Source organism: Brevibacillus sp. NSP2.1 (genome assembly GCF_000470975.2).
Classification (GTDB): Bacteria; Bacillota; Bacilli; order Brevibacillales; family Brevibacillaceae; genus Brevibacillus; species Brevibacillus agri.
Genome location: NZ_CP048274.1, coordinates 2,162,576 through 2,188,355, shown reverse-complemented (window position 1 = coordinate 2,188,355; position 25,780 = coordinate 2,162,576). Strand labels below are relative to the sequence as shown.

Annotated in this window: 28 protein-coding genes and 1 other RNA gene; 8 read left to right on the top strand and 21 right to left on the bottom strand. The window is 54.7% G+C overall.

Annotated features, from left to right (window positions below; all coding sequences use genetic code 11):
- Position 1: 1 nt before the first annotated feature.
- The 9 genes from fmt to M655_RS10940 all read right to left on the bottom strand — a co-directional run bounded on the left by fmt (position 2) and on the right by M655_RS10940 (position 8,583).
- Positions 2-952 (bottom strand): methionyl-tRNA formyltransferase, encoded by a 951-nt coding sequence (gene fmt / locus M655_RS10980; RefSeq protein WP_007779202.1) that lies wholly within the window; start codon positions 950-952, stop codon positions 2-4.
- 5 nt (positions 953-957) lie between these two features.
- A complete protein-coding gene (def, locus tag M655_RS10975; protein WP_005831045.1) occupies positions 958-1,434 on the bottom strand; it encodes a peptide deformylase in 477 nt (158 codons plus the stop codon).
- 16 nt (positions 1,435-1,450) lie between these two features.
- Positions 1,451-3,886, bottom strand: coding sequence for a primosomal protein N' (gene priA / locus M655_RS10970; RefSeq protein WP_026557361.1), 2,436 nt, complete (start codon positions 3,884-3,886; stop codon positions 1,451-1,453).
- Positions 3,883-5,136, bottom strand: coding sequence for a bifunctional phosphopantothenoylcysteine decarboxylase/phosphopantothenate--cysteine ligase CoaBC (gene coaBC, locus M655_RS10965; protein WP_005831049.1), 1,254 nt, complete (start codon positions 5,134-5,136; stop codon positions 3,883-3,885). The genes priA and coaBC overlap by 4 nt, the downstream gene beginning before the upstream one ends.
- Positions 5,137-5,679: 543 nt before the next feature.
- Positions 5,680-6,369, bottom strand: coding sequence for a hypothetical protein (locus M655_RS10960; protein WP_026557362.1), 690 nt, complete (start codon positions 6,367-6,369; stop codon positions 5,680-5,682).
- A gap of 196 nt (positions 6,370-6,565) precedes the next feature.
- Positions 6,566-6,772, bottom strand: coding sequence for a DNA-directed RNA polymerase subunit omega (rpoZ, locus tag M655_RS10955; protein WP_005831051.1), 207 nt, complete (start codon positions 6,770-6,772; stop codon positions 6,566-6,568).
- A 4-nt stretch (positions 6,773-6,776) separates the two neighbouring features.
- A complete protein-coding gene (gene gmk / locus M655_RS10950; protein WP_007779210.1) occupies positions 6,777-7,397 on the bottom strand; it encodes a guanylate kinase in 621 nt (206 codons plus the stop codon).
- Positions 7,398-7,413: 16 nt separating this feature from the next.
- Positions 7,414-7,674: an extracellular matrix/biofilm regulator RemA gene (gene remA, locus M655_RS10945; protein ID WP_005831055.1), complete on the bottom strand. Its 261-nt coding sequence runs from the start codon at positions 7,672-7,674 to the stop codon at positions 7,414-7,416.
- A gap of 24 nt (positions 7,675-7,698) precedes the next feature.
- Entirely contained in the window at positions 7,699-8,583 is an 885-nt protein-coding gene (locus M655_RS10940; RefSeq protein ID WP_026557363.1) for a YicC/YloC family endoribonuclease, read from the bottom strand.
- Positions 8,584-8,771: 188 nt separating this feature from the next.
- Between M655_RS10940 and M655_RS10935 the strand changes: the two genes are divergently transcribed.
- Positions 8,772-10,520, top strand: coding sequence for an Rqc2 family fibronectin-binding protein (locus M655_RS10935; RefSeq protein WP_005831058.1), 1,749 nt, complete (start codon positions 8,772-8,774; stop codon positions 10,518-10,520).
- 390 nt (positions 10,521-10,910) lie between these two features.
- Entirely contained in the window at positions 10,911-11,378 is a 468-nt protein-coding gene (locus tag M655_RS10930; RefSeq protein ID WP_025844644.1) for a hypothetical protein, read from the top strand.
- Between the two features lie 115 nt (positions 11,379-11,493).
- Here M655_RS10930 and ssrS read toward each other — a convergent pair.
- Positions 11,494-11,687: non-coding RNA, 6S RNA (gene ssrS / locus M655_RS10925), on the bottom strand.
- A gap of 155 nt (positions 11,688-11,842) precedes the next feature.
- Between ssrS and M655_RS10920 the strand changes: the two genes are divergently transcribed.
- Entirely contained in the window at positions 11,843-12,265 is a 423-nt protein-coding gene (locus tag M655_RS10920) for a Gmad2 immunoglobulin-like domain-containing protein (RefSeq protein WP_026557364.1), read from the top strand.
- A gap of 13 nt (positions 12,266-12,278) precedes the next feature.
- Here the strand turns inward: M655_RS10920 and M655_RS10915 are convergent, their stop codons facing one another.
- From M655_RS10915 to M655_RS10900, 4 genes are all read right to left on the bottom strand, one after another.
- On the bottom strand, positions 12,279-13,052 hold the full coding sequence (locus M655_RS10915; protein ID WP_005829759.1) for an enoyl-CoA hydratase/isomerase family protein: 774 nt from the start codon (positions 13,050-13,052) through the stop codon (positions 12,279-12,281).
- 18 nt (positions 13,053-13,070) lie between these two features.
- Positions 13,071-14,246: a CaiB/BaiF CoA transferase family protein gene (locus M655_RS10910; protein WP_026557365.1), complete on the bottom strand. Its 1,176-nt coding sequence runs from the start codon at positions 14,244-14,246 to the stop codon at positions 13,071-13,073.
- A gap of 136 nt (positions 14,247-14,382) precedes the next feature.
- Positions 14,383-14,733 (bottom strand): DUF4870 domain-containing protein, encoded by a 351-nt coding sequence (locus M655_RS10905; RefSeq protein ID WP_005829756.1) that lies wholly within the window; start codon positions 14,731-14,733, stop codon positions 14,383-14,385.
- A gap of 589 nt (positions 14,734-15,322) precedes the next feature.
- Positions 15,323-16,267: a GntR family transcriptional regulator gene (locus M655_RS10900; protein WP_005829754.1), complete on the bottom strand. Its 945-nt coding sequence runs from the start codon at positions 16,265-16,267 to the stop codon at positions 15,323-15,325.
- A gap of 137 nt (positions 16,268-16,404) precedes the next feature.
- Between M655_RS10900 and M655_RS10895 the strand changes: the two genes are divergently transcribed.
- Positions 16,405-16,575, top strand: coding sequence for a YjzC family protein (locus tag M655_RS10895; protein WP_005829753.1), 171 nt, complete (start codon positions 16,405-16,407; stop codon positions 16,573-16,575).
- A gap of 54 nt (positions 16,576-16,629) precedes the next feature.
- Here the strand turns inward: M655_RS10895 and M655_RS10890 are convergent, their stop codons facing one another.
- On the bottom strand, positions 16,630-16,878 hold the full coding sequence (locus M655_RS10890; RefSeq protein WP_025844653.1) for a hypothetical protein: 249 nt from the start codon (positions 16,876-16,878) through the stop codon (positions 16,630-16,632).
- Between the two features lie 171 nt (positions 16,879-17,049).
- Between M655_RS10890 and M655_RS10885 the strand changes: the two genes are divergently transcribed.
- On the top strand, positions 17,050-17,592 hold the full coding sequence (locus M655_RS10885) for a DUF309 domain-containing protein (RefSeq protein ID WP_005829750.1): 543 nt from the start codon (positions 17,050-17,052) through the stop codon (positions 17,590-17,592).
- Positions 17,593-17,597: 5 nt separating this feature from the next.
- Here M655_RS10885 and M655_RS10880 read toward each other — a convergent pair whose 3' ends face one another.
- Both M655_RS10880 and M655_RS10875 read right to left on the bottom strand, forming a co-directional pair.
- Positions 17,598-18,140, bottom strand: coding sequence for an RNA 2'-phosphotransferase (locus M655_RS10880; protein WP_005829748.1), 543 nt, complete (start codon positions 18,138-18,140; stop codon positions 17,598-17,600).
- A gap of 28 nt (positions 18,141-18,168) precedes the next feature.
- Positions 18,169-18,849, bottom strand: a complete 681-nt coding sequence (locus M655_RS10875; protein ID WP_026557366.1) for a CPBP family intramembrane glutamic endopeptidase — start codon at positions 18,847-18,849, stop codon at positions 18,169-18,171.
- Positions 18,850-19,044: 195 nt separating this feature from the next.
- Between M655_RS10875 and M655_RS10870 the strand changes: the two genes are divergently transcribed.
- Complete coding sequence (locus tag M655_RS10870) at positions 19,045-20,244, top strand: MFS transporter (protein WP_005829744.1); 1,200 nt, start codon at positions 19,045-19,047, stop codon at positions 20,242-20,244.
- Positions 20,245-20,357: 113 nt separating this feature from the next.
- Positions 20,358-20,840 (top strand): CcdC family protein, encoded by a 483-nt coding sequence (locus tag M655_RS10865; protein ID WP_005829742.1) that lies wholly within the window; start codon positions 20,358-20,360, stop codon positions 20,838-20,840.
- A 179-nt stretch (positions 20,841-21,019) separates the two neighbouring features.
- On the opposite strand, the gene M655_RS10860 is transcribed toward M655_RS10865, so the two are convergent.
- From M655_RS10860 to M655_RS10845, 4 genes are all read right to left on the bottom strand, one after another.
- The gene (locus M655_RS10860) at positions 21,020-21,856 is read right to left on the bottom strand and encodes an alpha/beta hydrolase (protein WP_026557367.1); all 837 of its coding nucleotides are present in this window, start codon (positions 21,854-21,856) and stop codon (positions 21,020-21,022) included.
- Between the two features lies 1 nt (position 21,857).
- Positions 21,858-22,934, bottom strand: coding sequence for a P-loop NTPase family protein (locus tag M655_RS10855; RefSeq protein WP_026557368.1), 1,077 nt, complete (start codon positions 22,932-22,934; stop codon positions 21,858-21,860).
- Between the two features lie 221 nt (positions 22,935-23,155).
- Positions 23,156-23,563, bottom strand: a complete 408-nt coding sequence (locus M655_RS10850; protein ID WP_026557369.1) for an NUDIX hydrolase — start codon at positions 23,561-23,563, stop codon at positions 23,156-23,158.
- A 42-nt stretch (positions 23,564-23,605) separates the two neighbouring features.
- Positions 23,606-24,412, bottom strand: coding sequence for a VOC family protein (locus tag M655_RS10845; protein ID WP_005829734.1), 807 nt, complete (start codon positions 24,410-24,412; stop codon positions 23,606-23,608).
- 77 nt (positions 24,413-24,489) lie between these two features.
- On the opposite strand from M655_RS10845, the gene M655_RS10840 reads away from it, so the two are divergent.
- Entirely contained in the window at positions 24,490-25,629 is a 1,140-nt protein-coding gene (locus tag M655_RS10840) for a CapA family protein (protein WP_005829732.1), read from the top strand.
- The last annotated feature ends 151 nt before the right edge of the window (positions 25,630-25,780 follow it).

The following is a 25,780-nucleotide window of genomic DNA, read 5'->3' as shown; positions in this document are numbered from 1 at the left end:
GCTATTCTCCTACCTTCGTGCCGATTTCGATGCTGCTGCCCGCTCCGCGCAAAAAGTCGAGAGCGCTCATCCGTTTTTTGCCTTCCGGCTGCAATTCGGTTATTTTGACCGCCCCGCTGCCGCACGCGACGACCAGGCCGTCTTCCTCGCGGGCGATAATCGTTCCCGGCGCTTTTTTGCTGCCAGCTTCGGGCCATTTTTCCACCCACCACAGCTTCCACACTTTGCCTTCGTATGTCGTGAAGGCGACAGGCCATGGGTTCAGTCCGCGTACCTGGTTGTAGATTTGCGCGGCGGATTTCGTCCAGTCAATTTTTTCGTCAGCCCGCTTGATATTCGGCGCAAATGTCGCAGCCGAGTGATCTTGCGCTTCCGGCTGAATCTCCCCTGCCAGCAGCCGAGGCACCGTCTCAAGCAAAAGCCGGGAGCCAGCGACCGCCAGCTTGTCATGCAAAAGTCCGACCGTGTCGCGTTCCTCGATCGGCACGACGACTTTGGACAGCATGTCCCCTGCGTCCAGCGCCTCTACCATGTACATGATCGTCACGCCCGATTCGGCTTCCCCGTCGACGATTGCTTTGTGGATCGGCGCACCGCCGCGATATTTCGGCAAAAGCGAGGCGTGCACATTGATGCAGCCAAACGGCGGCGCATCCAAGAGCCGCTTGGGCAAAATTTGCCCGTAAGCCGCTGTCACGATCAGGTCGGGAGACAGCGCCAGCACTTCTTCCAGCGCTTCTTCTGCCTTGATTTTTTCCGGCTGCAAAACAGCAAGTCCATGACGCAAAGCCGCCTCCTTGACGGGGGGCGGCGTCAACACTTGCTTGCGTCCTACGGGACGATCCGGTTGTGTCACGACTCCAATCACGTTATAGCCTGCTTCGATGAGCGCGTCGAGGCTCGAAACCGCGAAGTCAGGCGTACCCATAAACAGGATGCGAGCATCTTTCAAATCGGTTATTCCCCTTCCTCTTCCGGGTTCACCTGATAGACCTTGTCGGCTACGTCGATGAACAGCACGCCATTCAGGTGATCGATTTCATGCTGGGCGCAGCGGGACAACAGGTCTTCGGCCTCCAGCTCGATTTCGTTGCCAAAGCGATCCTGTCCGCGCAGCTTGATCCATTGGTGGCGGCGAACATCTCCGCGCAGCCCCGGGATGCTCAGGCAGCCTTCCGGATAGTCAAACTGCTCGCCTTTGTGGTCGACGATTTCCGGGTTGACGATTTCGATCAGCCCGTCGCCGCAATCCATGACAATCACGCGCTTGGAGATGCCTACCTGCGGTGCAGCCAAGCCTACGCCCTCTGCATCGTACATCGTGTCAGCCATATCGTCCAACAGCTTGTGCAGGTTGGAGTTGAACTTGGTCACCTTCATTGCCTTTTCACGCAAAATCGGATCTGGATGTTTTACAATTGTGCGAATTGCCATGTGAATCATATCCTCCCTAAAGCAGCACGTACGGATCGACGTCAATCGTCATCAATACTTTCTGCTGTTTGTTCCACTCTTCAAATGCCGCCGTCGCCTGGGCAAGCAGGTCAGACAGTTGCGGTTCATCCCGATATTTTAGCATGATCTGAAAGCGAAATCTATCCTTCACGCGCGCAATAGGCGATGCGACTGGCCCGAGCACGATTGTCGTCTGGGCGAGCCGCGGCCGCAAAAAGTCCGCCATCGTATGCGCGCCGCGAATGACGACAGGCACATCTTCGTGGCTGAACGTGATGAGCACCAGCCGGAAATACGGCGGATACCCTGTGCGCCTGCGTTGCAGCATTTCATCCCGGTAGAACGCCGGATAGTCGTGCCGCGTGGCGTGAACGATGCTGTAGTGCTCGGGCGTGTACGTCTGGATGACGACATCTCCCGCCAGCTCATGCCGCCCCGCGCGTCCTCCGACCTGCGTGAGCAGTTGGAACGTCTTTTCCGCCGCGCGAAAATCAGGCAAATGCAGCGAGCTGTCCGCTGCGATAATGCCCGCCAGCGTCACTCGCGGAAAATCGAGCCCTTTGGCGATCATTTGCGTCCCGAGCAGCACGTCGCCCTGCCCGTTGCGGAATTTGTTCAGCAACTCTTCATGCGCGCCTTTGCGCGACGTCGTATCCACGTCCATCCGGATCACGCGGATGCCGGGAAACAGCTTCGCCAGCTCCGCCTCCACCTTTTGCGTCCCCGTGCCGAAAAAGCGGATATGCTCGCTCTGGCATTCCGGGCAGTGCGCAGGCTGGGCGATCGTGTAGCCGCAGTAATGGCAGCGCGCCGTATGGTTCGTTTTATGGTAGGTCAACGAAATGTCGCAATGAATGCAGCGCATCGTATAGCCGCACGAACGGCACATGACAAACGTGGAAAAGCCGCGCCGATTCAGGAAAATGACCATCTGCTCGCCTTTTTGCAGCCGATCGGCAATCATTTCGTGCAGCTTGCGGCTGAACATGGAGCGATTTTCCGCATGCAGCTCCTCGCGCATATCGACGACGTGCACCTGCGGCATCGGGCGATTGCCTACCCGTTCGGGCATTTCCAGCAACTCGTATCTGCCGCGCGTAGCCAAGGCGTACGTCTCCAAGGCGGGCGTCGCGCTCCCCATCAGCAGGACGGCGTCGTTTCTTTTCGCTCGCCAGAGGGCGACTTCCCGCGCGTGATATCGCGGCGTCTCTTCTTGCTTGTAGGAGCTTTCATGCTCTTCGTCGATCACGATCAAGCCGACATTGCGAAAAGGAGCGAAAATAGCCGAGCGCGCCCCGACTACGACTTTTACCTGGTTGCGAATAATTTTGCGCCACTCGTCGTAGCGCTCTCCCTGCGACAAGGCGCTGTGCAGGACGGCGACATCGGCGCCAAACCGCGCCTTGAACCGCTCCACCATTTGCGGCGTCAAAGAAATTTCCGGCACGAGAAAAATCGCCTCGCGCCCTTTTGCCAGCGTCTGTTCGATCGCTTCCAGATACACTTCTGTCTTGCCGCTGCCTGTTACGCCATGCAGCAAGTACGAGGCGTACGTGCCCATTTTTATAGATTGCAAAATTGGTGCCAAAACTTGTTGCTGAAGCGGGGTAAAGTCAGGCTTCGGCTTGTCGGAAAAGCGGCGATTGGCATACGGATCGCGGTACACTTCCACCTGCTCGATGGCGACGAATCCTTTTTTTTCCAGACTCTTCAGCGACGCACGGCTGATTCCGTACTCCGCCTGCAGCATCTGGGTGGACAAAGACTGGCCTTCATGCATCTGGAACAGTTCGAGCGCCCTTTTCATCTGCTCTGCCCGCGCTGGCAAGGACCGGATTGCTTCTGCCAGCTCAGGCCCGCTCAACAGGCTGCGCACAAACGATTGCTGCTTGCGCGTAATCCGGTCGGTGACCTGGTATTCCGTCGCCAACAAGCCGCTCGATATCCAGCCCGGCACGAGCAAGTACTCGTCGGGAAACTGCTTTTCCACCTCTGCGAGCGGCATTTGCCGTTTGCGCGCCAGTTCCCACAATAGCCCCGAGTTGCCGCACGTTTCTGCCTCCAGCGCCTCTGTCGCGACCAGCCATTTTTCCGACTTGCCTTTCAAGACAGCCGGAATCATCGCCTGGACGGCTGTCACCCACGGGCACAAGTATTGGCGGGACATCCACTCACCAAGCTCCAGCAACTCTGGCGTGAGCGGAGGCGTATCGTCCAGCACCTGCTCGACGTCCTTCAAGCGCGCCGACGCGATTTCCCCCTCCGCCTGCTCCACGATCCCGATCACGTAGCCTTGCAGCTTGCGCGGGCCAAACGGGACGATGACCCTGCTGCCCACGCGGATCAACGGGCTTAGCCAGGACGGTACCTTGTAGTCAAACGGGCGATTCGTTCGATTGACCGGTACGTCCACAATCACCTGGGCGATCATGACAGTTCAGACAGCGGCTTTTGCTGCAGCTTCAACAGCACGGCATCAAACAGCTTGTCGGCCACAGCCCGCTTGCTCAGTTTTTCCAGCGCCAATTGCTCGCCGTCCCGCGTCAAAAGAGTGACGATGTTCGTATCGCTGCCCATCCCTGCGCCTTCCAGGAGGACGTTGTTGGCTACGATCATATCGAGGTTTTTGCGTTCCAGCTTCGACTGCGCATGCAGCAGCACATCTTGCGTCTCGGCAGCAAACCCGACGACAAACTGCTTCGTTTTGCGCTCGCCGATTGTTTTTAAAATATCAGGCGCTTTGTCCAGCTCCAGCACGAAGGGGCCGTCGCCTTTTTTCATTTTATGCGCCTGCACTGTTTTCGGCCGATAGTCGGACACAGCAGCCGACTTCACGACGATATCGCTCTGTGGCAAATGCTCCATGACGGCATCGAACATCTCCTGTACTGATTCGACGGCGACGAACGCGACGCCCTCTGGCCGTGGCAGCGCGGTCGGGCCGCTAATCAACGTCACGCGCGCCCCTCTGTCACGCGCTGCCTCCGCAATAGCGTAGCCCATTTTGCCCGATGCGTGGTTGGTGATATAGCGAACCGGATCAATTTTTTCCCGCGTCGGTCCGGCTGTGACGAGTACGTGCTTGTCCAGCAAGTCTTGCTTCGCTGCTGCTTGCGTGTCTCGTGCAGCTTGTTGCCTAAACCAGCTCTGCACCGCTTCGACGATTTCCTCCGGCTCGGCCAGACGCCCTTTGCCAACCCAGCCACATGCGAGCAGCCCGACCCCCGGCTCCACAAACCGATAGCCAAACGACGCCAGCTTTTCCATATTGGCCGCAACCGCCGGATGCTCGTACATGTTCACATTCATCGCAGGCGCGATCATCACCGGAGCTTTCGTCGCAAGCAACGTCGTCGTCAGCATGTCGTCCGCGATGCCGTTTGCGATTTTGCCGATGACATTGGCCGTCGCGGGAGCAATCAGCACAAGATCGGCCTTGTCCGCCAGGTCGATGTGGCTGATGACGTGCGGGTCTGGCTCCGAAAATGTATCCGTGTAGACAGGCTGATGAGACAATGCCTGGAACGTCACTGGCTGAACGAATTTCATCGCATTTTCCGTCAGGATGACATGCACCTGTGCGCCGGCCTGCGTCAGCTTGCTTGTGAGCGCAGCCGCCTTGTAGGCCGCAATCCCGCCACAGACGCCGAGCACAATTCGTTTTTCTGCGAGCGAATCCATCTGTAACTCCCCTTTCTTCCCTATCCGAAAAAAACAACCTGCATACAGGTTGTCATTGGTCTATAGCTATTTACACTATAGTCTTTTCGATGTTGGGATATCAAGACTTTCTAGCATTCGCAATTCGCTCGTCTAGGATGGATGGTCTCATAGAGCAGGGGCGCTATTTGCCATTTTCGATAAAAAAACCTCCCCTTTTCACGAGTAACCTAGAAAACGGTTCGCTATGATTTCAGTGGTTTATCTCTATATCAAAAAGAAAAAGCTCGTCCTTATGACGAACTTTTCTATATTTTTAAGATCAGACGATTCGTTATTCATTTTTCCTTTTCACCATTGCCACAATATAAGCTATAAGCAGCAGGACCAAACTCGCGACCCAATAGTCCTGATTGATCAGGTATGGATATAAGGCTAATAAACCGATATTCAGTTGCATGATTTTGGAATTTTTTTGAAAGTAGCTAACTCCGCACGATACAACAATCAGAAGCGATATGAGGTAAGGATAATAGACAGTAATTTTTACCCACTTCCTCGTTTTTAATATTTCCGTGCTTTTAAGGTTACTCCACCGCTATATGCCCTTACTACGATGCCGTACCCTTTGTTGACATTAGCGATATACGCTGCGCCCGCACCCGTAATGGCAGCAATAATAGCCGAAGACACGGCCAAGCCTTTCGTCGCTGGGAAAAGCGACAAAATGATCCCTGCTACAGTCGTCGCAAGAGTTACCCCAACCAATACATTCGCGAGCCATCTAGTATCATCATCGCTTATGTAGAGCCAATTCCCAACATCCCAGTTTGGTCCTACATAGTAATAAGTATCAGAATCTTTTCCATAGTATGTGTATCCTTCATCTACAGCATATGTTGAAAAACCTTCAGCACTTGTTATTTCCCCTCCTTTTACTCTTTTTCCAATTCTATTGATCTGTTTTGTTTTAAAAATTTCGTTAGTTTTATCAAAGGTTTCTTTTAGCAGCTTATAAGTTTTCTCAGGGATTATCTGACTTGCTTCTTCGTTTAGGTGATATCCATTTTTGTCTACGGAATAATAGTTTTGGTATTGTTCAATAGCATCGAAAATCAATTGAAGCTCTCCTACGTCCACTGCTTGATTGACGTTTGCATTCCTTGTTTGTGCATGTGCTGTGCTGTTGCCGACATATGTGAAGGGCGTTGTGGCTAATGAGACGGCAACAACCAATGAAACTACTTTTTTCACAATTAACCACTCCATTCAGAAAATATTTACATGGAATAATATAACATATATTCATTATTATTTCCATTTTATATACAATTAAATTTCCAAGAAAGCGCCAAGCTGGCACTCGCCTTAAAAATACTGAAATATAATATTCAAACAAATGCCCACAAAAAAACAACCTGCATACAGGTTGTTTTTTCAAAGCAAGCTCTTATTTACGTCCGTCCAAAAACTCGTGCACCAGCTCGTCGGAGATAAACTCTTCCAGCGCGACGCCTACAAACTTTTTGGATTTTGGTTTGACTACCTGCATTTCGCTGTTTTCACGCAATTGGCGGGCGCGCTTGGAAGCTACGGTCACCAGGATGTACTTGCTTTCCGCTTTTGCGGTCAATTCGTCGATAGATGGATACAACATAAAACTATTCAACCTCCTTCAACCATTTGCGATATTTGTGAACCTGACGATCTTTTTTCAGGTGCTCGGCTGTAATAATCGCCTGAATGCGATCGCAGGCTGATTCGATCACATCGTTGACCACTACGTAATCGTAATGATCCATCAGCTCGATTTCGGCTCGGGCGACTTCCATCCGCTTGCGGATCACATCCTCCGTCTCCGTTCCCCGTCCCACGATCCGGTTTTCCAGCTCGTTCAGATCAGGCGGGGCCAGGAACAGGAACGTCCCTTGCGGAAATCGCTGTTTTACTTGCAGCGCGCCCTGGACTTCGATCTCCAGGATCACGTCGCGCCCTTCGTTCAGCATTTCATCCACAAACTGGCGGGGCGTGCCGTAGAAGTTTCCTACGTATTCTGCCCATTCCAGAAGAGCGTCCTGCTCAATCATTTGCTGGAACTCTTCCTTTGTCTTGAAAAAGTAATTAACTCCTTCCACCTCGCCCGGGCGCGGAGAACGTGTGGTAGCCGATACGGAATACACCAGCTCGGGCATTCTTTCCCGAAGGGCCTTGCATACCGTGCCTTTCCCCACTCCCGCAGGTCCGGAGAGAATCAAAAGGAGACCGCGATCAACCATGCTCATTGTTTACACTCCTACTTTATTCGTCCGATTCGTCGTCCTTCGTCGAGAGGCGCTGCGCCACTGTTTCCGGCTGTACCGCTGACAAGATGACGTGATCGCTATCTGTAATAATCACAGCACGCGTCCGGCGTCCATAGGTAGCGTCGACGAGCATGTTGCGATCGCGCGCTTCCTGAATGATCCGTTTGATCGGAGCAGATTCCGGACTTACAATGGAAATAATGCGGTTGGCATTCACAATATTGCCAAATCCGATATTGATTAGCTTGATTGCCATAACGGCCCAGCCCATCCTTTCATGCTACTCGACGTTCTGTACTTGCTCTCTCATTTTCTCCAGTTCCGTCTTGATTTCCACAGCGAGGTGGGAAATGGGCAAATAATTCGCCTTGGAAGCGATAGTATTGGCTTCCCGGTTCATTTCCTGGAGCAAAAAATCCAGCTTTCGCCCGATCGCTTCGCTTGCTTCCAACTGTTTGGCAAACTGGAGACAATGGCTTTCCAGGCGGGTAATCTCCTCACTGATATCGCTCTTGTCAGCGAAAAAAGCAACCTCCTGAGCCACGCGCGCAAGGTCCAATTCAAAAGGAGCCTGGCTGGCCCATTCGTTCAATCGCTGGCGAAGACGGGTCTGGTACTCCTCGATTCCCACAGGAGCCAATTGCTGAAGCTGTTTGACCCACGCTTCAATCTGTTCGAGCCGTCCGGATAAATCAGCGTACAGTTGCTTGCCCTCCGCCTCTTTCATGGAGAGCAAATCGATCGCTGCAGCCTTGACCTGATCCAGCAGCCATTCGGCCGCTTCGTCGCTGTCTTCTGTCATTTCCTTTGTATGTAACACGCCAGGGAAGAGCAAAAGCTCCTTGACGCCAAGCGGCTCCTGCAACGAAAAGCGCTCAGCCATCGTGCGCGACAGCGAGACGAGCTGCCCGGCCACCTGCCAGTCGATCTCGACAGCGGAAGCCGTCTGACTTTTCCCGTCCATCGCAATGGTCACATCGACACGACCTCTGCGGACGTACCGGCTCACCAGCTTGCGCACCTGGTCCTCCAGCATGCTCCAAGCTTTTGGCAGGCGTACCTGTATCTCGGAATACCGATGATTGACGGCGCGAATCTCCACCGTCAACCGCACAGCGCCCCTGCTATCCTCTTTCCGTCCATAACCTGTCATGCTCCGAACCATCGTTTTCACTTCCACAGACGCAAAATCGTTAATTTATTATAGGAGACAACTCTTGGCAGTGTCAACCGAAGCCGCAGGGCGACAACAAGATTCCTCCCTCCCCCGCTTTGTGCTACACTGTGACTGGCAACCATTTCTGGCATCTTTTTTTACGTTCCAGGCATTTTTAACGATTGAGGTGAGTGATTGTGGCATTTGATGGCGTAGTAACCCGTGCCGTCGCGCGGGAGTTACATAAATGTGTCGGCGGTCGCATCTCCAAGATTCACCAGCCGCACCACAGCGATATTGTCATGCAAGTACGCACGCCGGGAGAAACAGTCAAGCTCTTGCTGTCTGCCAATCCGACGTACCCCCGGATTCACCTTACGACCGAAGAGTTTACGAATCCGCTGGAAGCTCCGATGTTTTGCATGCTGCTGCGCAAGCATTGTGAAGGCGGGCTGATCGAATCGATCGAACAGATCGGCATGGAGCGGATCATCCACATGGATATCCGTACCCGCGACGAGCTGGGAGACACGGCGCTCCGCCGCATTATCATGGAAATCATGGGCAAGCACAGCAACATTATTCTCGTCGATCCGGCAACGGGAACGATTCTCGACAGTGCCATGCACGTGACGCTGGCGATCAGCCAATACAGGCAAGTCACCCCTGGACGTCCGTACGTCTCCCCGCCGAGCCAGGACAAACACGATCCGCTCACCGTCACCGAGCAGGCGTTCATTTCCTCCATCGATTGGAACAGCGGGCGGCTGGACAAGCAAATCGTCGACCGCTACATGGGCATCAGCCCGCTTTTGGCAAAAGAAATCGTCCACCGGGCAAAGCTGGCCAATCGCGACACGCTGTGGCAAGCTTTTTCCTCGGTCATGGAAGCGGTCAAGGCGCACAACTACGCGCCTGCGATTGTGGAACGCCCCGACAAAGCGTATTTTCACGTCGTCGAGCTGACGCACCTGACCGATGGCGGCGATGGCACCGCCACGCCGTATCCTTCCGTGCAAGCCTGCCTGCAGGCATTTTACGAGGGCAAAGCTCTGCGCGATACGGTCAAGCAACGCGCCCACGACCTGATTCGCTTCGTCACGGCCGAGCGCAACAAAAACGAAAAGAAGATCGAGAAACTGGAGCAAACGCTACAGGAGGCGCACGACGCCGATTTGTTCCGCCTGTACGGCGAGCTGATTACCGCCAACATGCATCAGATGAAGCGCGGCGACACCGAACTGGTCACCGTCAACTGGTACGACGAGGCTGGCAGCACCATCACCATCCCGCTGGACCCGTTGAAGACTCCTTCGGAAAATTTGCAGGCCTATTACAAACGGTACAACAAAGCGAAAAACAGCCTGCAAATCGTCAGCGAGCAGATCGAGCAAGCCAAAGCGGAAATTCTTTACCTGGACGGCCTTTTGGTCCAACTCGGCCACGCCAGCCTGAAGGAAGCGGAAGAAATTCGCGAAGAGCTGGTCGAGCAAGGCTACATGCGCGACCGGAAAAAGCGCGGACCGCGCAAGAAAAAGGATACGCGCCCCGAGCTGGAACGGTACGTCTCGTCAGACGGCACCGAAATTTTGGTCGGAAAAAACAACAAGCAAAACGAGTTTTTGACAAACAAGCTGGCTTTTGCGCATGAAACGTGGCTGCATACAAAAGACATTCCCGGCTCCCACGTCGTCATCCGCGCCCGCGAGTTTTCCGATCAAACCTTGCTCGAAGCCGCCAACCTGGCCGCCTATTTCAGCCGCGCCAAAGAAGGCAGCCAGATTCCTGTCGACTACACCTTGATTCGGCACGTCAAAAAGCCGAGCGGCGCCAAGCCAGGCTACGTCATTTACGAGCAGCAGCGCACGTTGTACGTCACCCCGGATGAAGCGCTCGTTCGCCGCCTGAAAGCGAACGCTTCCCCTACGCATAGCGAAACTCCCTAAGCTCATACTAAGAGCATGGATGGGTGTCCTCGTTTTTGAATCAGCCTGCCTACGCTAACGAAAACGGACGCATTGTTTCGCCGGGCGTTGGCGGTCGAAAACGTCACCTCCGGTTGCATCAAAGGCAAGCATGACCCGCTTGCTTGCCTTTCGTGCTGCTTGCTGCTCCTTATCCTGCTTCGCCCCGCAACCATAGTTTGCTTGCACGACTGACTGTTTTGGTTCGTGTTCGCCTTTTTGGTCCGCGCCGTGTCCTGCCTGGCCAGCCTTACTGATGATCGAGCTTGGTGTTTACGGCATTTGCCATCGCAGTGGTGAAGGGCTTGTTGCACGCTCCTTTGGCAAGAAACAGGATTCCAGCCCATTTTCAATTTTGGAAGGAGGATCAGGATGAACGTCATCGGCATCATCCAGACTGATCTAAACGAGTTCAGCGTATTGTTTGAGCAGCAAAACGGCGGACAAGGCGGACAAAGCAGCGGTGGACAGAACGGCGGCGGGCAGCAATCGAGTGGCGGCGGGCAAGATTTTCAGGACAGCGACTCCATGTTCCTCAGTTTTCTTGACGAGCAGCCAACCTCCGGCGAAGGAAGCGGGCAGAGCAGCCAAGGCGGACAGGGGCAAGGACAGCAAAGCGGTCCACAAGAATTGACCGTCCGCATCAAAGGGATTCCGGAAGGTCAAAAAGCGAACTTTTTGCAAATGTACCAAATTCTGCAGGACGCCCAAGATTCGCAATCGCTGGAGCAAAGCCTGACGATCATAAACAACGACCAGCAGGACGGCCAGGATTCGGGGCGCAGACAAAGCCAGGGCCAGGGACACGGTTCCGGCAAGCAAAACAAAACGACCCATTGAGACGAACAACGTCCTGCACGTCGTCTCGCTCCGCACCCCAAACATAGAAAAACCACCTGGAAGTCTCCAAGTGGTTTTTTCATGCTATCGGCCAATCTTTGCTTTTGCATGCTGCCAAGTCCCCGCTCTGCCGTTGACCTCATGTTTCTATAACCTGCGCTCACACAGGTGGGTGACCCTTCTGCCCTTCAGCCTTCCCATGCATCCCCAAAAGGGAGGTGGGCCTGACATCCAACGCAAATTTCCGTCTCCCGAAAAACACGTATAAGGTTAGAAACATTTACGGTCTTACGTACATCGCAGGATCTTGATATCCCTACTTTACCACACAATTCACTCTCGCTCAACGGATATTCTTCCCTTCCCCGTTCCCATTGTTGAGGCGAGCGACTTTTCCAGCATAAAACAGTTGCTGGCACGCCATCTTAAAAACGTAGCATCACTCTGGAAAAGGAAGGGATCGCATGCGTTTTCCCCAAAAACTGATGATCGTGTCACTTCTCGCGGTCGGCTCCGTCTGTGTGCCAGCCGCTGCACTTCCGTTGCCTAGCAGCGCCACGGAACAGCCTGCCGGCGAGCAAGGCAGCAAGTACGAGAACGAAGCGTTTCGCAACATCGCCGTAACGAAAACAGGACCCGGCCAATACGCCGTAAAAGGCGAAGCCCGCGTGTTCGAAGCTACCGTGCGCTTTGTCGTGACAGACGAAGGCAACACGCTGGCCGACAGCTTTGTCACAGCCAGCCAAGGGGCACCCGAATGGGGCACGTTCGCCATCAACCTGAGTCTCGACGCCGCCAAGCTGAAAGCCCCTGTCCTTACCTTGTTCGAGGAAAGCGCGGAATCCGGCCAGCGCATTCACGAGCTGAACATCCCTTTGCCGAAGTAGCGCTGTAGCGTTTTTACGTCCGTTTCATTTTGGCACGTACCAGCGATTGAAACGCAGGATGGGCGATCAAGGACGGCTGCTGCTGCTTTTCCCAGGCGAGCGCGTACTCCAGCCCGTTAAACTGGCACCGTCCCAGCCCTTCTTTCGTAACGGCATACGCCTGTCGCGGCAAGCGCCGCACGGCAGCCACCAGCGCTTCCACCTCCTGCTCGATGAGCGCTGGCTCAACCGCACGATAGATCAAGCCAATCTGCTCGGCTGTTTGCCCGGAAACTTTTTCCCCGAGCAGAGCCAGCCGTTTCGCCCATGCCGTTCCTACCAGTTGCGGCAGCAAATACGTGCCGCCAAAGTCGGTAGTCAGTCCGATCTGGACAAACGGCTCCTGCAGCACAGCATCTGTCGTGGCAATGACAAAATCGGCATGCAGCGCCAGATTGAGCCCCGCTCCGACCGCCACCCCTTCCACGACGGCAATTACCGGCTTCGGCATCTGGTGCAGCCGCGCAATAAAATCGTTAATGACCGCAAGCGCCTCATCCGCTTCGTCTTTTTCGCTTAGCGCCGTCAGCACGGTCAAATCAGCGCCGGAGCAAAAATTGCCGCCTGCTCCTCTGAGAATGAGCACTTCCACCTCCGGGTCATCCGCCGCCTCCGCAATCGACGTTTGCAACAGCGCAAACATCTCGACCGTCATCGCGTTCAGCACGCGCGGCCGATTGAGCGTGATCGTGCAGACGCCCTCTTCTTTTTTCACCAAAAGCGGGGTTGCTTGGACTTCTTGCTCCATAGTTGTCTCTTCTCCTTTCTATACGGACGACTCCGGGATGACGCCTTGCCGCTTGAGCTTGCGCAAGCCTTCATCCGTTATGTTCAGCTTTCGCCTGAGCAACTCTGCCGTGCAGTCGGCATGCCACGAAGGAGCTTTGCGGTTGGAAGCGCCAGGGCGAGAGCTTTTCGCTGCGCCGGTCGGCTCCCGCTTGTCCAGAAAAGGAAGCGTGTAGGCAATTTCCCGCTCGGACACATAGCGAATATTCGACCAGTTTTCCATTTCCTCCACCGCCGTCAGACAGCAATCCACCTCGCTCCCCAGCTCGTTCCACTCCGCCTGTGTGCGGGATAAAAACAAGGCTTTCAGCTCCTCCCATACCTCGGGGTGCTCCGCGATCGTCCCGCGGTGATACGCCTCCCAGTCAGCCCGGCCCACCGCCCGGCAAAAGCTCAGCCAGTAGCGCTCCTCCACAGCGGCGAGCGCCACGTACTGCCCGTCGGCGGTTTCAAACACCTGATGCGCCAACAGCCCCTTTTTGCTCTGATTCGTACTCGCGGTAGCCTGGCAAGCCGTAAAAATCGCCTGCAGCCCTACCCACGCCGCGAGCAAGTCGGCGGCGGCCACGTCCAGATAGGCGCCGCGCCCGGTTCGCGCCCGCTGCACCAGCGCCGCGCAAATTTGCTCGCTTGCGTACAGACCCAGGGCGTAATCGGAGAGAGGAATGTCTGCCAGGACTGGCTTGCCGGAAGCATCGCGCAGCAGGGAGAGAAAGCCGCTGACCGCCTGAACGTTGAGATCGTGCCCGCCGAGCTGATGCATCTCCCCGCTCTGTCCGTACCCGGTGACCGAGCAGTAGATGACAGCCGGGTGAGCGGCCCACAGGCGATCGTAGTCAAGCCCGAGGTGGCGCATGACACCTGGACGGTAGCTTTCCACCACGACGTCAGCCTGTCTGGCGAGAGCAAACGCGAGCGCCTTTCCTTCATCTGTCCGCAGGTTAAGCGAAATGCTCTTGTGATTGCGATGCGAACGCAAGGAAAACGCTCCCGTTTCTCTGGCCGCAGACGGGCTGGGAAAAACCGCCGAAGCGTGCTCGTCTTCGCGAAACGCCTCCACCTCGATGACTTCCGCTCCCAGGTCAGCGAGTCGCATGGTGCAGATCGGCCCAGGCAGATGACGAGAAAAATCGACAACCGTAACGCCAGTCAGCATGACTTCCCACTCCCTTCGCCCCGATTCTTTGTCCTCCCTAGTTTTTCGCGATGAATGACCATTCACCCTGCCTGTTGCGGGAAAATTACGAAAAAAAAGCCGTTCCCAAAGGAGCGGCTGCTCGATGGCGAATCACTCATTTGATAAATCGCAACGTCAGCGGATAGCGGTACGTTTTCCCTTCGTTGGCCCGAACGGCGGCAATCACGACGAAGACGATCCAGAAAAAGAACAGGGCGGTCAATAAAATCACGCCGATGAAGACAATGAGCAGGATGCTGGAAATGGCTGCGTAGATCGTGACCGAGATGCTGAAATTGAGCGCTTCCTTGCCGTGCTCCTCAAAAAAGGGGCCCTCTTCGCGTTTGAACAGCCAGACCAAAAGCGGCCCCAGCACATTGCCAAATGGGATCAGAAAGCCGATCAGCGCGGACAAATGTGCGATCATGGCCCACATTCGCTCGTCTTTTCCGACCAGATGGTTCATTTGCATTCCCCCATTCCCTTCGCTACTGTAGTGTACGATGCCAGCACCGCAAACTTGCGAAAAAATTCGAAAACTTGGCTGCGCCGAACCGTTGACGCAGTCATAGTGGCCCTTATACTGGATAGCACGAAAAAAGCGCCGTAAAAGGCGCTTTTTTTCGATGAATTAATATTTGCTGTCGTGGCCACCCCAAGAGGACCCGTAACCGCCGTGTCCGCAGCTCTCGCCGTGATGGTGATGGTGACCGCAGCTTCCACGACCAGTTTTACATTCCGTTCTGTAGTAAGGCTTGTAGTAGCAATGTTTTTTGTAGTATTTCCTCTTGCAGCACTTCTTGTAGTAGCACTTGCAATGAGACTTTCTGCATCCGCAACCCATGAACCTCACCCCCTCCTGTTCGTTACATCTACAAAGTATGTAGGTGAAGGTGCATCGGCATGGTACACTTGTCTATTCTTGCGGCAAAATCAGCGGATGTCTTGCCTGAAAACAGCACAACCGGCAGACAGGCTGCCGGCGGCTTTTGTACATATCAGGAAGGAAAAAGCTCTGCAAACCGCCAGAAAATAAGGGCATAACAGGCAAAAAATCATTGCGTCACGATCTTGCGCAGTTCATTGATTCCGTGGTGATCGGGAATTTCCTGGTATTCCTTTACTTTTGGCAGCGTCAGCAAATGCGGTCTGACCATATAGCCGGGCTTCGATATGTAGACGACATCACAATTCGTAATCAGGTCGAACACGTCGGGATGATTCGCTTCGATCGTCCGAATATCCAGATGCGTGATGCCTGCGTTGTACAAGTCATTTATCATTCCTGCCGCACCGCGGATCGTCGCACAGACCAGCCCGACTTTTGTATGGCGGGGATACGCCTCCATGGCCGGAATGACCGTAGTCGGATCGGGTATAAAATCGAGGCTGACGACAGGCGGAGCCTCTCGCGGCAAACGGTGCTTCATGCGCAAATTAACGGAAGGGTGAGTGACGATCGCCTTGTATTGCTGCAAAAAGCTCGGGTCCTGTTCGACTCGCTGGGCAAAATCATCGAAGGTCCGCCCCTCCAGCATGACACTGGGGAGATGGTATTGCACCAGGCGCAAATACTCGGCAAGCTCCAGCTCTGTGAAACGCAAAAACAGGACAGGAAACTGGTTGATCTCCAGCATGACACACGAGAGGACACGGGTAAATTCATCCATGGAATAGCCCATGGCCTTTACTTTGTGCAGCGTCTCTTTGGCCAGCAAAGCGAGATGCGCGGGATTGCGGGTCAGTAGAGGATCGTTAACAATATTGCTGACGATGGTCCCGCGCCCTTGACGCGAATCGACCATCCCTTCCTGCTGCAAGCGGAGATAAACGCTGCGAACCGTGTTGTAATTGACCTTCAGTTGTGCCGCTAGCTCCCTGACCGTCGGCAACTGCTCATTCGGCGGAATTTCTCCGCTGCGAATCGAGGAAGCAATTTGTTGGTAGAGCTGTTCGTGGTACGACACATTCGAATCCTTTTGCAGGGTCAGGCGTAGCATGAATTCACCTCTTCATCCATCGTTGAAACCATCGTATATGAATTTTGAATCGAACGTCAATAGAGGCAGCCAGCATGAACATCCCCGCGACGGCCATACTAAGGCAGATCACACATTGCGAGAAAGAAGGTGTCCCTATGGGAGAACAAAGCCGTTTTCGTGAAGGCGACAAGTCGCCAAAAAACGCAGTGTACATGGAAATCGGGGAAACCGGCGCCAGCGTGCAGGACCCGATGATTATCGAGCTGGACAAAGGCGAAAAGTTTCCCGCGACCCGCAACAAAAACCGGGTCTGGACCCAAAAGTAGGGGCAAATCAGCAAGAAAACCAACCTGGCCGCAAAGAGCTAGGTTGGTTTCTTCTTAATCCTCGTCTTCGTCGTCTTCGCTGTCTTCCTCGTCCTCTTCGTCACCGCTCACATAAACGATGGTAACGCCAAGGCTCTCCAAAAGGGCAAGAACTTCCCTGTTCAGCTCCTGGTCCATCAGCAGCCCCAGGCTTTCCACCAGTTCAAGCTCCTCCAGTTCGCCTTGCTCGGCATCCTCAATCAGCTCTATGATTTCGGTCATTCGCTTTTTTTCCAAGACAGCCATCAGTTCATCTCTTGTCATATCGTGTTTCCCACCTCGATTTCTCTACTCTATGCTTTATAATAGTACATAAACAAACCGATGAAAACATAACGGTCACGACCTTGTGGTTGGCGGCAAACAGCCACAGCCGCTTGCCCGCAAAGCGTCGAGGCGTTTTTTCTTACAAAAAAGAGCGAGGTGAAGTCCATCATGTATCCTGAGCCGTATCTGGACTACCTGGTTCAGTTTCATGTCGAACGCGACTATTTCGAGTGTCACGAGATTTTGGAAGAATATTGGAAAAGCGCTCCACCCGCGGAGCGCCAGTCTGTCTGGGTCGGCTTGATTCAAATTGCCGTCGGGCTGTACCACCACCGACGCGGCAACGTAAACGGCGCCCGCAAAATGCTCACAAGTGCCCACGCGCTGGTGAAACAGCATCACGCGGAGCTGGAGCGCCTCGGCTTGGACAGCACGGCCCTGGAGCGCCTCTTGGCAGTCCGCCTGGAAGAGATTGAACAAGGCTTGCCTTACCGCAGCATCACCTTGCCGATGCGGGCAGCCGAGCTGATTGCCGCGTACAAAGCGGCCTGTGCCAAGCAAAATCAGCCGGAGTATCGCGACAGCGACATGAATGATCCGTTTTTGCTAAACAAGCACACGTTGCGCGACCGCAGCGACGTCCTCGCAGAACGAGAGCGCCAGCTACAGCTCCGCCAAGGCAAACAGAACGATCCCGATTCCGCAACCTGATGCGCTCACTCCGCGACAAAAGCCGCTGGAATCGCCTCACTGAACCAAAATGCTCCGCTCCCTTGGAAAAATCGGATGCCGGTTGCCCGCGCCCGAGCCGCCTGAACGGTCAGCAAACAGAGCGTGTCCTCCGGCATCCCGATGTCTTCTGCCCGAAAAGCAAGCTGGACGTGCTCGCTTGCGATCGGCAAAAGTCCCCCGGCGAGCGCTTGCTGCACCAGCTTTGCGTGCGTGCCGTAATACAGGCGCGCCGGAGGTTCCACCTCTGTGAGCCGGGTTGCCGTCTGGCTCGGCGCAAAGCCGTACGTGGCACGAATCAACTCGCCCCCATCCCACTCGATCTGCCGCTCCGGGTCATTTTCCACCACCTGCCACAAATCGGCACGCCGGAGGTTCGCCCACCCTTTGATCGCGCGCAAATAAGCGAGCAGTGGTCCCGTTGGCGTGAAGCCGTATGTATCGAAGTAAAGCTGGACGTGCTCGTTTTTTTGCCGCAGGATGCTGAGCAGACGCTTGCGCAGCGTAACTTCCTCGTGCAGCGCCAGCATGGCGATCTCCCCCTTCGTCTGTTTTACGCTAATAAATCCAGAAAACAACAGCCAGCGCCAACCCCAAATCCGCCAGCAAATGACTGAACCAGGTCGGGTAGATGGACGGAAACAGCCCTTTCATCCACCCCCAGATGACGCCCGCGCCATACACCGCGGTCGTAAGCAGCAAGCCTTGCCACACGCCGAACAAGGCCGTCGTGATAATCAGGTGGTACAACGTGTAAAAAAAACTCGTGAGCAACACGGAGACGACACGGGAGAGCGAGCGCAGCATTCGCTGCAGGACAAAGCCTCGCCAGAACAATTCCTCCAAAAGCGAGTTGACGACCACCAGATACAGCGCAAACAAACCGATCCAGTTGCGGTTCAACCCCCATGACTCCAGCCCGGCCCGCATGATGTCCGGCCTGCCCTCCGCCTGCAAAATCAGCCACAGTCCTGTCAGGATTCCTGTAAAAAACAGCAGCCCCAGCCCAATCCCGAAAAGCGCCCCTCGTTTTTCAAAGAGGCCCCACGCCAAGCGCCAATGCTCTTGCAAGCTTTTTTCCCACCAGCCATGCAACAGCGGGATTGCTACACAGACCGCCAAATGAAACGAAACAAACGTGACAAACAAGCTGTGCCGTTCTACCAGCCCGTAAAAAATGGCGAGCGTGGCAGCAAACCCATACCCGATCAGGAGAAGCAGCGTACGTTTTCGCGCCATTTACGATAAGCTCCTTTGTTGCGTAATCGCCGCCCATTGTTCCTGTAATGTGCCCGTTATTGCCAGGAAGCATACATCTATTGACAATAAATATACAAATATTTGGGCAGATGCTATACTGAGTGGTACCGTTTTGAAAAAAATCGATCGGTTCATTTTTTTGTGAAAAACTAAAAAAGATTTGGAGTGGCTCTCATGTTGTGGCGTAACCGAACCTTTCTCCTGCTGATGACAGGAGAGATCGTCGCTGGGGCAGGCATGTGGATTTCCATTATTGCCAATTTGTCGTTCATGCAGAGCCTGATCCCTTCCGAAACCGTGAAGGGGCTGATTTTGATGACCGGCCTGATCGCAAGCATCTTGCTTGCTCCGAAAGCAGGCGTCGTCATCGACATGTACGACAAAGGAAAAATCATGCTCTGTGCCAGCCTGGCTCGAACCTTGAGTCCTGTGTTTATGTTTCCCGCACTCGCGTACGATTCGATTTTGTGGATGATTGTCTCGCTGCTCGTCATGCAAGTGTCGGCGGCGTTTTACTTCCCGACCGTGCAAGCCTCCCTGCCTGCCATCTTGACCAAGGATGAACTGCTGAAAGCGAACAGCGCCTACTTGAACATTTCCACGCTGTCGCGCATCGGCGGAACGGCCCTCGGGGGAATCCTCGTCGTCTCCATGGAGCTGTCCATGCTGTACGTCTGCTCGATGATTGCGTATGCGATTCTCGCCGTCGTCACGCTGTTCCTGCGCATTCCTCCTGTCGCCTCGCGCAACCTGAAGGAAAAAGTGGAGTTTCGCGAAGTGCTGACGATTGCCCGTAAAGACCCGGCGCTGTTTGTCGGGCTTATCAACAACGGGTTGATTACGCTGTTTTTGGGCGGCATCAATTTGTTGATTCTCAACCTCAGCGAACTCCAGCAGGCGCCTCAGCTCATGGGCTGGATTTACGCCGTAGAAGGAACGAGCATCCTAATCGGCGGCCTGCTTGCCAAACGGTGGATCGGCGGCAAAAACTTGGTCGCAGCCTCGACGCTCATGCTGTTTTTCTTTGCCCTCTCGCAATTCGGGATGTCGTTTGCCGATCATAAGGCGATGGTGCTGTCCTCTTTTTCCCTGTTCGGCTTTGTCGTCGCCTTCTTTTTCCCGGTGATCGCGACGATCTTTCAGAAGCGGCTGCCCGCCCACCAGCAAGGACGGTTTTTCTCGTTCAAAAGCATGCTGGATCGCACCTGTTTCCTGCTCGCGCTCGGGATTACCGGAATCGGTCTCGATTTGCTCGGGATCAGCGGCTACTTGCTGTTCATCGGCTCGCTGACGCTCTTGTCCGGCATCCTGACGTTCGTCTACAGCAAAAAGCACAAGCTGGACGTCCGTCAAAGCGACGAGGCGGCCGCCTAGCAAAAGCGCCGTTTGCCTGTCTCCTGCTTTTCCATGCGCCTCCATTTGGTGTACACTAGACTAGAAAAAACAACGTTGAAAATATGTGGCAAGTCTTTGGAGGCGTTTTTTCCATGCAGATATTATCTTCCCCTACATTCGGCCTTCTGGTTCCGCTCCTGATGGCGACTGCACTCATCTTTGTGCGTATGCGCAGGCAAAAAAAGCCTGTGTCGGCAAAGAGCATTATCTTGCCGCCTTTCTTCATGGCGACGGGCTTTGCGATGTTTTTCTTTCCGGAGGCGGCGCTCCCGCCGATGTACGATGTAGCGGCTTTTGTCACGGGGTTGTTTTTCTCGATTCCGTTGATTATGACTTCGCGTTTCGAAGTGATCGGCCAAGACGTCTACCTCAAGCGCTCCCGAGCCTTTTTCTTCATCCTGGTCGGTCTGTTAATCATCCGGGTGATTATCAAGCTGGTGATAAACGACAGCTTCACCTCGATTCAGACGGGCGGACTGTTTTTCCTGCTTGCTTTCGGCATGCTCGTCCCGTGGCGAATCGCGATGCTGTACATGTACCGCCAATTGACGAAAAAGACGTTTGGCACGCAATGAGGCGTAGGAAAAACGAAAAAGCAACCGGCTTCCTCTTTTGGGGGAGGAGGCGGTTGCTTTTTTGGTCTGAAAATGGTTTTGACGCCATGCGCGATGAAAGAGATAACACCGTTAGCGTGCTACACTCTGGTCATGATCGATGTGTAACGTTAAGCCCGGGTGTAAGCGAACCGTTGTTTTTAGCTACCGCTGTTTGCTTCCAGCAAATGATTTTGGAAAAAAGCTACCGTGTGGTTAATGATCTGCTTGCTCCGCAGATCGTCATCCCAGAGATCGAAAGCATGGCGACCATCGGGATGGAGGTAGTAATCGAGAGAAACATTTTGCTTGGAGGCGGTCAAAAAGAAGTCATCAATCGTCGTGTTCAAGTCCGCCCGATCTGCCCCTGCTTTCGCTACCAGAAGCGGCGGAAGGTTTGCAGGGGCTTCCTCCAGAGCAGCCCGTGCGGATGCAGCCCGCAAAGTTTGCTCATCCAGATCAGGAAGCATAGCCCGCGCGCTCCACAAATCCATAATCGCGTACAATGCGGCGACACAGCGAATGTCACCCGCCTTATTCCGCAGCGCAGTCGGAAGTCCGACAGGGCCACCGGCGGAGCACACCCAGATCCCGAGTCGCTCGCGCGCGATGCCAAGCTGCTCTCCGCTCTCGCGAATGTACGCCAAAGCGTCCTCCACATCCCGGACAGCCTCATCAAGCTTGGAAAACCGCTCCGTGGAACGATGGGTAAACGTGACAGCGATCAGGCCACTCGCAGCAAGAAGCTGTCCCCACGATACGTATTGTCCGCTGTCCTTGATCGTTTGCAAAAAATGCCACGGTCCGTCTCCGTGGATGAGTATGACAGCAGGCATCCCTTTGGAGCACTCACTCCCTTTTGGATAGTACACGTCCATTTTCAGATCGCCGCGATCGGATGTCTTGTACACGAGATCCTTTTTTACCTCTACAAGAGAAGTCTTCTCGTCGCTTGGCCTCATTACGATTCTTTTGGCAAACAGCTCGTTTTGCTCCACGTTACCCCATCTCCCCCGTAGGCACTGTATCGGGCAAGCCACCGATGTAAAAAAGCAGTTGCGGGTCAAGCCCATCCGTTTTTCCTTCTACAATACGCGACACATGTTCCAATGAATCAGCGGCGTTGACCCACACTCCCGCAAGCTTGGTCACTGGCTCTGCGATGTAAAAAGGCTGCGTCAAGTACAGCTCCAGTCTCCTGCCCCGCACGAATGTCTCCGTTTCCTCCGGGGGAACGGCAGCCTGTTCGCTCGCTTCCAGCCATTGTGCCAGCTCGCGGTATCTGCGCAACAGTTTCTTGGCTTTTTGCTGGACTGTAAAATGACGGTTTTCGAAATGCGCGTCTTCCAGCAAAGTCGCGGTAGAGGCTACGGGATCAATCGCCGGATAGTAGCGCTTGCTGGACAAGACAAAATCAAATTGCCAAAGCGTATCCAACGGACCATAGGGGACAATCTCTTCCGTGGCCACGCCGCTCACATCAATCAGAAATACGGTCAAGTCTGTTACTCGCGCTTCGGCCAGCATGCCCCGCAACTTGCCAAGCTCCCCAAATAACACGTAAGACCGGTCAGCGGCCAGTACGGCTGTGCCGTGTTCTTCTGCTTGCAAAATGGCTTGAAAGCACTCTTCGCAGCTATCACATACGGCTGCCGCTTCTGAAATGACCTCTTCCATGCCCACGACATCCCGAGCCGGGCGCCAGAAAACAGGGGTAAAGCCTGTCTGCTTCAGGCGCAAAAACAACTCCGTCAGCACGACCAGTTGTCCCATCCCTGGCTTTGCCACCAACCCGACCGTCCCCCCGCGAACGACAGGGGCGAAAACGTCGATCACCTTGATTCCCGTCTCCAGCATTTTCGTTTGCCCGCCGCGAATAATCAAATCGTCAAGACGACAGCCTGCCAGCTCAGCCAGACTCACCAACGTGCGAACCTCTGCCCGGCCGACAGGAATTTTGCCCGTACACAAATTGGACACCGTAGCTGGCCGCAAGCCTGCCTCTTTAGCGGCTGCAGTCAGGTTGGGAACCTTGCGTCTGAGCAAGGCGACATTAAGAGTCAAGTTATCCGTCATGCGCTCCCTCTTTACCATTCAATTACTTCAAAGCGTAACATTTATTACCCTAAAAAGAAGCAAAATATTTCCTGACAACTCTGACTACGTTATTATGTTGCACATATATTGGCTACACAAAAAAGCCGTCCGCTTTCGGACAGCTTCTTTCACTCGTTCCTGCGCCGAGTCGTGGATTCGTCTCTGCACGCCCACGCCGCTTTCCCAAGCTGCGTGTTCTTTCAAAACTCCACGTAAAACGGGTGCTTTTCCTCCTGCAAGCACAGCTCGATTCGCTGCCGGAAGTTGCTCCACGTAACCTTTTGCAGCGCCTCTTCAATCGGGAAAAACCCGGCTTCCAGACACTCGGGCGTCGCGATCAGCTTCCCGCCAATCGGCCTCGCTAAAAACAGCACATTGCAGATCGACTTGCTCACGTTTTGAAACACGCCGCAAAACGTCGTAATTTCGATGTCCAAGCCGCACTCTTCCTTCGTCTCCCGGATGGCTGCCGCCCGGATGGACTCGCCTTCCTCCACTTTTCCGCCAGGCATCTCCCAGCCGCGCCTCGGGCCTTTTATCAGCAGCACTTCCTTGCGCTCGTTGACAATGATCGCTGCAGCAGACAGTGAATGCTTAGGTACAGTCAAAGGCTTGCCTCCTTTTTTCCGGTTTCTTGCTTTTGCTGTCCGTCAAGTGAGATAAATCCCGCCGCAAATGTCGTGCGGAAGCGGCAATGCATTCGCCGCGCCGATTTTCGCGAAAAAAGGACGCTCGCCGCTCGCCGCTAACGCCTGCTGCGCCGCTCCAGGCTGCGTCGGTTCACACAGGACGATGCTTCCGCCGGGCAGCGCAAGCGACAAGCAACGCGCACCCAGTCGCTCATCCGTGAAAACTTCCCCGCCCTGCAAGCCGAACCACCGCGTCCAGTCCGCAGCAGCCGCGTCCAAATTCGCGACAGCGAAGCCGACAGCCAGAAGCTCGGCGGCTCCGTTCGGATGCGGAGCGATGATCCCGCGCTGCGTCAAATCTGCCTGGCGCTCCTCGTCTGTCTCCTGCCACTCAATCAAAAACGGCAGCTTTCGCGCAGTCTGCGGGTCTTCGGCAAACAGCATGCGCCAGCGTAATGTTTTTCCGTCGTCTCTTGTACGGCTGCCGTCTACTGGCCCTGTCAGCTTCAGCCCAAGCGCGCGAAATCGCTCCACCCACAGATCCATTTCGCTGGTGCGCAAGGCGATTTGCCCAAGCCCTTCGCCAAGCTCGTGCTCCGCGACCAACTGCGCGATGAGCGGATTGTCGGATCGTCCGGCAACCGCCGCATCCTCGACCGCCAAAAACTCCACATACGACAAGCCAAAATAGCTGAGACTGTTCCATGTCCCCCAATGGGTGTGCCTGCCTCCCGTTACAGCGTGAAATCCGGCTTCGCGAAACAGCCGCGCTGCTTCTGCGGGCGGACGATGGACAAAATGAACCAGATGGTCAAAGGATAATTGCATCTTTTTTCGCCTCTTTTCGTAATTACCTTTATCATAGCAAAATTTAGCAGCTTTTCGTTAGCGAAGAAAGGAGAAGCATGAACGAGACGAATCACAGCCGGAGACGCTCCCGGCGAAGACAGACAAAACCAAAGTGGCTTCGGGCAGGGAAAAATACGCTGCTTTTCAGCTTGCTCGCCGTCCTCGGGGCAGGCGCTTATCTCGGCTTCACTGCGCTCGGCAAGCACGAGGCTCCCAAAGCCACTCCCGCACCAGAGCCGGTCGCTGCCCCGGAGCCGACTGTCCGGCTCAGCTTTGTCGGGGACGTCATGATGGCAGGAAATGTGGAAAACGTTTTGCTAGAAAAAGGCTACGACTACCCGTTCACGCATGTGCGCTCGCTTTTTTTGCAGGATGACTACACCATCGCCAACCTGGAGACGCCGCTTACGACGAGAGGGACTCCCGCCGACAACAAAGCGTACGTCTACAAGTCGTCCCCTTTGGCTGCGCCCGCCATGCAGGCCGCCGGAATCGACGCGGTCAATCTGGCGAACAACCACTCGATGGATCAGGGCGTAGACGGCTTGCTCGATACGTTCGCCGCGCTGGAGGAACACCGGATCGCCTATGTCGGGGGCGGAGTCGATGCCACCCGCGCCTTCGCGCCTGTTTTTGTGGAGAAAAACGGCATCAGGCTCGCCGTGCTCGGATTCAGCCGGGTCATACCGGAAGTGAGCTGGTTCGCGCAAAAAAACGGGCCGGGACTGGCGGGAACCTACGACCCCGCCTTGGCCGTCCAAGCCATCGAGCAGGCGAAAGCACAGGCTGATCTCGTCGTCGTGATCGCCCATTGGGGCAAAGAGCGCGAAGACTTTCCCGTCGATCATCAAAAAGAACTCGCCAAGGCGTACATCGACGCAGGCGCTGACCTGATCGTCGGCGGCCATCCGCACGTGCTGCAAGGCTTTGAGCAGTATCGCGGCAAATGGATCGCCTACAGCCTGGGCAACTTCATTTTCACGCGCTCGACCGAGCCGAAAACGTGGGAAACGATGGTGCTGCAAGCAAGCTGTACGAAAAACGCCGCCTGCGACCTGACAATGCTTCCGTTCCACGCCGAACTGGGACAAGCCGTGCCGATGAACGCCACAGATGGAGCCGCTTTGCGCAAGCGAATCGAATCGCTCTCGGAAAACGTCCAGATTGACGCAGAGGGCCGCGTGCGGGGAAGTTAGCATGGCATAGTATAACCCCCGTCCTATTCGCCACTTCAGCCGGAAGCCGCTCATGAAAAAACGGGCGCATCCCTGTTCTTTTGGCTGAAACCTCTCCAAGCCTTATTCGTAAACCATAGCAAGACCGCTTTTACGAGCAAAAGGAGGGAGA

Bases quoted from the DNA above. Each gene is read 5' to 3' on its own strand.
- M655_RS10895 (WP_005829753.1), top strand. From the start codon at position 16,405: ATGGGAGAACAAAGCCGTTTTCGTGAAGGCGACAAGTCGCCAAAAAAC.
- M655_RS10920 (WP_026557364.1), top strand. From the start codon at position 11,843: ATGCGTTTTCCCCAAAAACTGATGATCGTGTCACTTCTCGCGGTCGGC.
- M655_RS10865 (WP_005829742.1), top strand. From the start codon at position 20,358: ATGCAGATATTATCTTCCCCTACATTCGGCCTTCTGGTTCCGCTCCTG.
- gmk (WP_007779210.1), bottom strand. From the start codon at position 7,397: ATGAGCATGGTTGATCGCGGTCTCCTTTTGATTCTCTCCGGACCTGCG.
- M655_RS10915 (WP_005829759.1), bottom strand. From the start codon at position 13,052: ATGGAGCAAGAAGTCCAAGCAACCCCGCTTTTGGTGAAAAAAGAAGAG.
- def (WP_005831045.1), bottom strand. From the start codon at position 1,434: ATGGCAATTCGCACAATTGTAAAACATCCAGATCCGATTTTGCGTGAA.
- M655_RS10905 (WP_005829756.1), bottom strand. From the start codon at position 14,733: ATGAACCATCTGGTCGGAAAAGACGAGCGAATGTGGGCCATGATCGCA.
- M655_RS10840 (WP_005829732.1), top strand. From the start codon at position 24,490: ATGAACGAGACGAATCACAGCCGGAGACGCTCCCGGCGAAGACAGACA.
- M655_RS10885 (WP_005829750.1), top strand. From the start codon at position 17,050: ATGTATCCTGAGCCGTATCTGGACTACCTGGTTCAGTTTCATGTCGAA.
- M655_RS10910 (WP_026557365.1), bottom strand. From the start codon at position 14,246: ATGCTGACTGGCGTTACGGTTGTCGATTTTTCTCGTCATCTGCCTGGG.
- M655_RS10880 (WP_005829748.1), bottom strand. From the start codon at position 18,140: ATGCTGGCGCTGCACGAGGAAGTTACGCTGCGCAAGCGTCTGCTCAGC.
- M655_RS10845 (WP_005829734.1), bottom strand. From the start codon at position 24,412: ATGCAATTATCCTTTGACCATCTGGTTCATTTTGTCCATCGTCCGCCC.
- M655_RS10940 (WP_026557363.1), bottom strand. From the start codon at position 8,583: ATGGTTCGGAGCATGACAGGTTATGGACGGAAAGAGGATAGCAGGGGC.
- M655_RS10890 (WP_025844653.1), bottom strand. From the start codon at position 16,878: ATGACAAGAGATGAACTGATGGCTGTCTTGGAAAAAAAGCGAATGACC.
- M655_RS10855 (WP_026557368.1), bottom strand. From the start codon at position 22,934: ATGACGGATAACTTGACTCTTAATGTCGCCTTGCTCAGACGCAAGGTT.
- rpoZ (WP_005831051.1), bottom strand. From the start codon at position 6,772: ATGTTGTATCCATCTATCGACGAATTGACCGCAAAAGCGGAAAGCAAG.
- coaBC (WP_005831049.1), bottom strand. From the start codon at position 5,136: ATGGATTCGCTCGCAGAAAAACGAATTGTGCTCGGCGTCTGTGGCGGG.
- priA (WP_026557361.1), bottom strand. From the start codon at position 3,886: ATGATCGCCCAGGTGATTGTGGACGTACCGGTCAATCGAACGAATCGC.
- M655_RS10875 (WP_026557366.1), bottom strand. From the start codon at position 18,849: ATGGCGCGAAAACGTACGCTGCTTCTCCTGATCGGGTATGGGTTTGCT.
- M655_RS10870 (WP_005829744.1), top strand. From the start codon at position 19,045: ATGTTGTGGCGTAACCGAACCTTTCTCCTGCTGATGACAGGAGAGATC.
- M655_RS10900 (WP_005829754.1), bottom strand. From the start codon at position 16,267: ATGCTACGCCTGACCCTGCAAAAGGATTCGAATGTGTCGTACCACGAA.
- M655_RS10930 (WP_025844644.1), top strand. From the start codon at position 10,911: ATGAACGTCATCGGCATCATCCAGACTGATCTAAACGAGTTCAGCGTA.
- remA (WP_005831055.1), bottom strand. From the start codon at position 7,674: ATGGCAATCAAGCTAATCAATATCGGATTTGGCAATATTGTGAATGCC.